7 protein-coding genes, 2 tRNA genes and 1 pseudogene are annotated in these 7,464 nt (G+C 65.9%); 3 read left to right on the top strand and 7 right to left on the bottom strand.

Annotated elements, in window-relative coordinates:
- Window positions 1-208 (top strand): annotated as a pseudogene (locus tag Q0W90_RS21680) (NUDIX hydrolase); the annotation flags it as partial.
- Between the two features lie 112 nt (window positions 209-320).
- On the opposite strand, the gene Q0W90_RS21675 reads toward Q0W90_RS21680, so the two are convergent.
- From Q0W90_RS21675 to leuC, 3 genes are all read right to left on the bottom strand, one after another.
- The gene (locus Q0W90_RS21675; protein WP_297601253.1) at window positions 321-971 is read right to left on the bottom strand and encodes an HU family DNA-binding protein; all 651 of its coding nucleotides are present in this window, start codon (window positions 969-971) and stop codon (window positions 321-323) included.
- A 211-nt stretch (window positions 972-1,182) separates the two neighbouring features.
- Window positions 1,183-1,779 carry a 3-isopropylmalate dehydratase small subunit gene (leuD, locus tag Q0W90_RS21670; protein ID WP_297601250.1) on the bottom strand — a complete coding sequence of 199 codons (597 nt, stop codon included), beginning with the start codon at window positions 1,777-1,779 and terminating at the stop codon, window positions 1,183-1,185.
- A gap of 26 nt (window positions 1,780-1,805) precedes the next feature.
- Window positions 1,806-3,248, bottom strand: coding sequence for a 3-isopropylmalate dehydratase large subunit (gene leuC, locus Q0W90_RS21665; protein WP_297601247.1), 1,443 nt, complete (start codon window positions 3,246-3,248; stop codon window positions 1,806-1,808).
- 85 nt (window positions 3,249-3,333) lie between these two features.
- Here leuC and Q0W90_RS21660 point away from each other — a divergent pair, with 85 nt between their 5' ends.
- A complete protein-coding gene (locus Q0W90_RS21660; protein WP_297601242.1) occupies window positions 3,334-4,035 on the top strand; it encodes an IclR family transcriptional regulator in 702 nt (233 codons plus the stop codon).
- 64 nt (window positions 4,036-4,099) lie between these two features.
- Window positions 4,100-4,612 carry a PPOX class F420-dependent oxidoreductase gene (locus Q0W90_RS21655; protein ID WP_297701120.1) on the top strand — a complete coding sequence of 171 codons (513 nt, stop codon included), beginning with the start codon at window positions 4,100-4,102 and terminating at the stop codon, window positions 4,610-4,612.
- 16 nt (window positions 4,613-4,628) lie between these two features.
- On the opposite strand, the gene Q0W90_RS21650 is transcribed toward Q0W90_RS21655, so the two are convergent.
- From Q0W90_RS21650 to Q0W90_RS21635, 4 genes are all read right to left on the bottom strand, one after another.
- Window positions 4,629-4,701, bottom strand: a tRNA-Glu gene (locus Q0W90_RS21650).
- A 73-nt stretch (window positions 4,702-4,774) separates the two neighbouring features.
- Window positions 4,775-4,846 (bottom strand) — tRNA-Gln (locus tag Q0W90_RS21645).
- A 164-nt stretch (window positions 4,847-5,010) separates the two neighbouring features.
- Window positions 5,011-6,486, bottom strand: a complete 1,476-nt coding sequence (gene gltX, locus Q0W90_RS21640; RefSeq protein ID WP_297776509.1) for a glutamate--tRNA ligase — start codon at window positions 6,484-6,486, stop codon at window positions 5,011-5,013.
- Entirely contained in the window at window positions 6,483-7,289 is an 807-nt protein-coding gene (locus Q0W90_RS21635) for a fumarylacetoacetate hydrolase family protein (RefSeq protein ID WP_297601233.1), read from the bottom strand. Before Q0W90_RS21635 ends, gltX begins: the two co-directional genes overlap by 4 nt.
- Window positions 7,290-7,464: the final 175 nt, after the last annotated feature.

Genomic DNA, 7,464 nt, shown 5'->3' with positions numbered 1-7,464 from the left:
TATCGCCGAGGAGCAAGGCACACCCGTTGTCTGTACACAGGGCAAGGTGATTCCGGACCTGATCGCGTGGTGGTGTGATCGCGATGGAGTGCGGCCGGACAAATCGCGCAATCACAAAGGCAGCGTCTGGGTGCTGTCGTTGTCAGACGGGCGGTTGGTGGCAGCCGATCACATCGGCGGCGCACTGGCCGCCAACGTGCGGGCCTAGCCTGACGGCGGCGGCCCGCCGCTTAGGACCGCCGCGAGCGTGCCAGCACACGAATACCCTCCGGGGGCAGCGCTGCCGCCCGAAGGGTATTCGTGTCTAGAACGTGCTCTGCCTACCTGCGGCCGCGGCGCGCGGTCGCCTTCTTGGCGGGAGCCTTGCGGGCCGGAGCCTTCTTCGCCGCAGTCTTCTTGGCCGGGGCCTTCTTCGCCGCGACCTTGCGGGCCGGAGCCTTCTTCGCCGCAGTCTTCTTGGCCGGGGCCTTCTTCGCCGCGACCTTGCGGGCCGGGGCCTTCTTCACTGCAGCCTTGCGGGCCGGGGCCTTCTTCACTGCAGCCTTCTTGGCGGGAGCCTTCTTGGCCGCAGCCTTCTTGGCGGGAGCCTTCTTGGCCGCAGCCTTCTTGGCGGGAGCCTTCTTGGCCGCGGTCTTCTTGGCCGCGCCCCCTACCACGCCACGCTTGACGGCGGGGCCTTCCGACGGGAGACGCTGTGCGCCAGACACAACCGCTTTGAATTGGGCACCGGGACGGAACGCGGGGACGGACGTCGGCTTCACCTTCACCGTCTCACCGGTACGCGGGTTGCGAGCCACGCGCGCTGCGCGGCGCCGCTGTTCGAACACACCGAACCCGGTAATCGTGACGCTGTCGCCCTTGTGTACCGCACGCACAATGGTGTCGACAACGTTCTCGACCGCTGCGGTCGCCTGCCGACGGTCCGTGTTCAATTTCTGTGTGAGCACATCAATGAGCTCTGCCTTATTCATCAATCCCTCCGACGCTAGTGGTCCTCGATTTGAACCGACTAGTGGACACGGTAAACCCTCACCCAGCAAATTTCCAAGAGCCACGCGCAATTTCAGGGCAGGGCGTCCGATATTTTTCGCAATCTGGTTGCCGCCCTTGACCGGTGGAGGGTCATAAAAATCGGCCGGTTTAGTTAGCCGATCGAGCAGAACTTCGGCTCCGTTCGGCCGTTCAGGAGGTGGACAGAGTGCGCGGCTTCCAGTCCGGGTAGGCCGCCTCGAAAGACTCGATTTCGTCGAGTTCTCGCAGCGTAAGGGCTATATCGTCGAGGCCCTCGAGTAACCGCCAAGCGGTGTGGTCGTCAATCTTGAACGGCAGCACCGTCGTTCCCGCGGTGATATTTCGATCTTGAAGATTGGCAGTGATTTCCAAGCCGGGGCTCTGCTCGATCAGCTTCCAGAGGAGCTCCACCCCGTCTTGGGAAACTTCGGCCGCCAGCAGCCCGGCCTTGCCGGCATTGCCCCGGAAAATGTCACCGAATCGAGACGAGATGACCACCCGGAAGCCGTAGTCCATCAGCGCCCACACCGCGTGCTCCCGGGACGAACCCGTCCCGAAATCGGGTCCCGCGACTAAGACCGACCCCCGGTCAAAGGGGCTGAGGTTTAGCACGAATGACGGATCCGACCGCCAGCTCGCGAATAAGCCGTCCTCGAAACCGGTTCGGGTGACACGCTTCAAATACACCGCCGGAATGATCTGGTCGGTGTCGACATTGGAGCGCCGCAGCGGCACACCGATACCGGTGTGGGTGTGAAATGCTTCCATGCTCATCCCTTCAGACGTCGAATACGTCAGCTCAAATCGGCCGGGGCGGACAATGTGCCGCGAACTGCTGTCGCTGCGGCAACGGCCGGAGACACCAAATGCGTGCGCCCGCCTTTACCCTGGCGCCCTTCGAAGTTGCGGTTGGACGTCGCCGCACACCGCTCGCCCGGCGCCAGCTGGTCGGGATTCATTCCCAGGCACATTGAGCATCCCGCCTGCCGCCATTCGGCGCCGGCGGCGGTGAAAACCTCGCCCAGCCCTTCGGCTTCGGCCTGCGCGCGGACGCGCATGGAGCCCGGCACGACGAGCATCCGCACCCCCTGCGCGACCTTGCGGCCACGCAGCACGTCGGCGACGATCCGCAGATCTTCGATGCGGCCGTTGGTACAGGAGCCGACGAACACCGTGTCGACGGCGACGTCACGCATCGGCGTGCCCGGTCGAAGGTCCATGTATGCCAACGCTTTCTCAGCGGCCTGGCGCTGCGCGTCGTCGGTCATCAGCTCGGGGTCGGGCACGGCGGCGGCCAACGGCACGCCCTGGCCGGGGTTTGTGCCCCACGTCACGAACGGGCTCAGCGACTCCGCATCGAGATGGACCTCGGTGTCGAATACGGCGCCCGGGTCGGTGCGCAACTGCTGCCAATAACGCATGGCCGCATCCCATTGCGCCCCTTTCGGAGCGTGCGGGCGCTCGCGCAGGAACTCGTAGGTGGTTTCGTCGGGGGCCACCATCCCCGCCCGGGCGCCGGCCTCGATGCTCATGTTGCAGACGGTCATCCGGCTTTCCATCGACAGCGATTCGATGGCGCTGCCGCGATATTCGATGACATGCCCCTGCCCGCCGCCGGTGCCGATCTTGGCGATCAGCGCGAGGATGATGTCCTTGGACGTGACGCCCGGGGGCAGCTGCCCGTCGACATTGACCGCCATCGTCTTGAACGGCCGCAGCGGCAACGTCTGAGTCGCCAGCACGTGCTCGACCTCCGAGGTGCCAATTCCCATGGCCAGCGCGCCGAATGCGCCGTGCGTCGAGGTGTGACTGTCCCCACAGACGATCGTCATTCCCGGTTGGGTGAGGCCCAGTTGCGGCCCGACGACATGCACGATGCCCTGCTCGATGTCGCCCATCGGATATAGCCGCACACCGAATTCGGCACAATTTCGCCGCAATGTCTCGACCTGGGTGCGCGACACCGGGTCGGCGATCGGCTTGTCGATGTCGATGGTCGGGACGTTGTGATCCTCGGTGGCCAGCGTCAAATCGGGGCGTCGCACCGGCCGGCCGGACAGGCGCAGGCCGTCGAAAGCCTGCGGGCTGGTGACCTCGTGCACCAGGTGCAGGTCGATGTAGATCAAGTCGGGTGCCGCCGCTTGCCCCGAGGCACTCCCGGACACCACAACATGGTCGTCCCAGACTTTTTCGGCCAGAGTGCGCGGTTTGGCGGCCGCCTCTGTGTCGATGGTCATATCGAACTCGCCTCAATTCGCTTCATCCGCGGCTCGCTGATCATGAGGGCTGTGATCTCAGGATACGAGACGCTAATATCTCCCTGTGAGACAGCATAGCGGGATCGGCGTCCTGGACAAAGCCGTGGGTGTCCTGCACACCGTCGCCCAATCCCCCTGTGGATTGGCCGAACTGTGTGAACGGACCGCGCTGCCCCGAGCCACCGCCTACCGGCTGGCCGCGGCCCTCGAAGTCCATCGCCTGCTGGCGCGCGACGCCGAAGGACGCTGGGGGCTCGGTCCGGCCGTCACAGAACTCGCGGCCCACGTCAACGATCCGCTGCTGGCCGCCAGCAGCGCGGTGCTGCCCCTGTTGCGCGAGACCACCGGCGAAAGCGTGCAGCTGTACCGCCGGGAGGGCACCGACCGGGTCTGTGTGGCCGCCCTGGAACCCGCTGCGGGCCTTCGCGATACGGTCCCGGTCGGGGCGCGACTGCCGATGACGGCGGGGTCGGGCGCCAAAGTGCTACTGGCCCATAGCGACGCGGCCACCCAGAAAGCGGTGCTGGCGACCGCCAAATTCACCGAACGAACGCTGGCCGAAGTGCGCCGGCGTGGCTGGGCGCAAAGTGTGGCCGAGCGTGAGCCGGGGGTGGCGAGTGTCTCCGCGCCGGTGCGCGACAGCCGCGGCACCGTCGTCGCGGCCATCTCGGTGTCGGGCCCCATCGACCGGATCGGCCGGCGCCCGGGAGCGCGGTGGGCCGCCGATCTGCTGTCGGCCGCCGAAGCACTGGCCCGCCGGCTCTAGTCTCTGGGTTCTCCCGCGGGGTGCTGCAGCGGGGCGCCGCACGTGGCCTGACAGACTGACCGGCATGGGAACCAATCAGCGCGCGAGCATCGTCATGTCGGAAGACGAGATCGCCGATTTCGTCGTCAAGAGCCGCACCGGCACGCTGGCCACCATCGGCCCCGACGGCCAGCCCCATCTGACCGCCATGTGGTACGCCGTGGTCGACGGCGAGATCTGGCTGGAGACCAAAGCCAAGTCGCAGAAGGCCATCAACCTCACGCGGGACCCGCGGGTGAGCTTTTTGATCGAGGACGGCCACACCTACGACACGCTTCGCGGGGTGTCCTTCGAAGGGGTCGCGGAGATCGTGGACGATCCCGACGTCTCACACCGGGTGGGGGTCAGCGTGTGGGAGCGCTACACCGGTCCCTACACCGACGACGCGAAGCCGTTCGTCGAGCAGATGATGAACAAGCGGGTCTGCGTTCGCATTGTGGCCCGCCGGGCGCGTTCGTGGGATCACCGCAAACTCGGCTTGCCGCACATGCCGGTGGGTGGATCGACAGCGCCGGCCGTACTGGGGACCGACCAGTAACTGCGGCTATTGTTTGTAGCCCCGATGGGATTCGAACCCACGCTACCGCCGTGAGAGGGCGGCGTCCTAGGCCGCTAGACGACGGGGCCAGAAACGATCCGAGCAGTCAGCATAGCTCACCGCGCTAGGCCCACCTAATCGCTTGAGGCGGCGAGAGTTTTGCTGGGGTACCAGGACTCGAACCTAGAATGGCTGAACCAGAATCAGCTGTGTTGCCAATTACACCATACCCCATTGGCTGCCTAAAACGGCTGGTCAGCAATCATTCTGAGCCTTATCAAGCTACTCCGAAGACCGCCGCTGCCAGTCGTTGTCGGCCTTGGTAAACCGCACTGTAAACCGCAGTGCAGACTACCAAAGTCTCGCCGGACAATCCGCACGCGTGGTCCGGGTCTGTCCTAACCGCCCGTCGCGCGAGCCGCGCGCAGCCGCCGCACGCTGCGGTCCCGGCCCAGCAGCTCGAGCGACTCGAACAACGGCGGGCTGACCGTCGTTCCGGTGGCCCCCACCCGGATGGGTCCAAACGCCTTGCGCGGTTTGAGGCCGAGCCCGTCGATGAGCGCGGTCTTGAGGGCGGCCTCGATCTGGGGTGCCGCCCAGTCCGCCACGTGGTCCAGTGCGGCGAGCGCCGCATCGAGCACCGCGGCCCCCTCCGGTCCCAGCTCTTTGGCGGCGGCCTTGGGGTCGATCGCGTACTCGTCGTCGTTGAGGAACTTCAGCAGGTCCCAGGCATCACCGAGCACCACGATCCGGGTCTGCACCAGATCGGCGGCGGTGGCGAACGCGCCGTCGTCCAACTCGAGGCGATGACCGTGGACGCCGAAGTAGTCGCGCAGTCGGGTGGTGAAGTCGCTTACGGTCAACATCCGAATGTGCTCGGCGTTGATCGCGTCGGCCTTCTTCTGGTCGAAGCGGGCCGGATTGGAGTTGACGTCGACCACGTCGAACGCGGCCACCATCTCGTCGAGACTGAACACGTCGTGGTCGTCGGCGATGGCCCAGCCGAGCAACGCCAGGTAGTTGAGCAGCCCTTCTGGGATGAAGCCGCGGTCGCGGTGGGCGAACAGATTCGACTGCGGGTCACGCTTGGACAGCTTTTTGGTGCCCTCGCCCAATACCGTTGGAAGGTGCGCGAACTGCGGAACACGCTCGGCGACACCGATCCGGATCAGCGCCTGATACAGCGCGAGCTGACGCGGAGTCGACGGCAGCAGGTCCTCGCCACGCAGCACATGGGTGATCTTCATCAGCGCGTCGTCACAGGGGTTGACCAAGGTGTACAACGGATCTCCGTTGGCGCGGGTCAACGCGAAGTCGGGCACGGACCCGGCCGTGAAGGTGGTGGTTCCGCGCACCAGGTCGTCCCAGCCAAGATCTTCGTCGGGCATCCGCAGCCGCACCACGGGCTGACGGCCCTCCGCAAGAAAGGCCGCGCGCTGGGAGTCGGTCAGCTGCCGGTCGAAATTGTCGTACCCCAGCTTGGGATTACGGCCCGCCGCCCTATGGCGTGCCTCGACCTCGTCCGGTGTCGAAAAGGCGTAATAGGCCTCCCCCGCTTCGACCAGCCTGGCCACCACGTCGCGGTAGATCTCGCTGCGCTGCGACTGCCGGTACGGGCCATAGGGGCCGCCCACCTCGGGTCCCTCGTCCCAGTCCAGGCCGAGCCAGCGCAGCGCGTCCAGCAGCGCCAGATAGCTTTCCTCGCTGTCGCGCTGGGCGTCGGTGTCCTCGATGCGAAAGACGAAGGTGCCCCCGGTGTGTCGGGCGTAGGCCCAGTTGAACAGCGCCGTGCGGACCATTCCGACGTGCGGGGTGCCGGTGGGCGACGGGCAGAATCGGACCCGGACCAGGGGTGCGTTCGCGGATGCAGTCACGATTTTCCTTTGCGGACCACGGGATTGGTGAGGGTGCCGATGCCCTCGATGGTGATGGAAACGGTGTCGCCGTCCTCAATGGGACCGACACCCGCCGGGGTTCCGGTCAGGATGAGATCGCCGGGCAGCAATGTCATCACGGCCGAAATCCACTCGACGATGGAGCCGATGTCGTGGATCAGCAGCGAAGTACGGCTGTGTTGCTTGACGTCACCGTTGACCTCGGTGCGCAATTCGAGATCGCCCGGGTCCAGCGGCTTGAGGTCGGTGACGATCCACGGCCCGACCGGGCAGAAGGTGTCGTGTCCCTTGGCTCTGGTCCATTGACCGTCGGATTTTTGTTGATCGCGCGCCGACACGTCATTTCCAATGGTGTAGCCAAGGATGTTCTCCGCCGCCTGGGCGGCCGAGACGTCCTTGCAGGGCCGGCCGATGACCACCGCCAGCTCGCCCTCGAAGTGCACCGGTGATGCGTTGGCGGGCAACCGAATCGGCACGTTGGGCCCGATGATGGCGGTGCTCGGTTTGAGGAAGATCACCGGGTCCACCGGTGCGGGGCCCGTCAGGTCTTTCATCTCGGCGATGTGGTCGGTGTAGTTCTTCCCGACGCACACCACCTTGCTGGCGAGTATCGGGGCGAGCAGCCGGACGTCGGCCAACGGCCATGACCGGCCGGTGAAGTTCGGCGTGCCGAATGGATGCTCGGCGATCTCGCGGACGATCATCTCGGCTGGGTCGTCGAGTTCGCCTTCGATACTGACGAAGGCGACACCGTCCGGGCTGGCGATTCGACCAAGGCGCATTCGGATGAGCCTAGTGACGGTCGCGAGCGCGGCGTAGCCGGGCGTGGCGGGCCGTCACGATCCCACCCGGTGACGGTCGCGAGCGCGGCGTAGCCGGGCGTGGCGGGCCGTCACGATCCCACCCGGTGACGGTCGCGAGCGCGGCGTAGCCGGGCGTGGCGGGCCGTCACGATCC

This window comes from Mycobacterium sp. (assembly GCF_025933915.1).
Classification (GTDB): domain Bacteria; phylum Actinomycetota; class Actinomycetes; order Mycobacteriales; family Mycobacteriaceae; genus Mycobacterium.
This window is presented reverse-complemented; position numbering and strand designations above follow the sequence as displayed.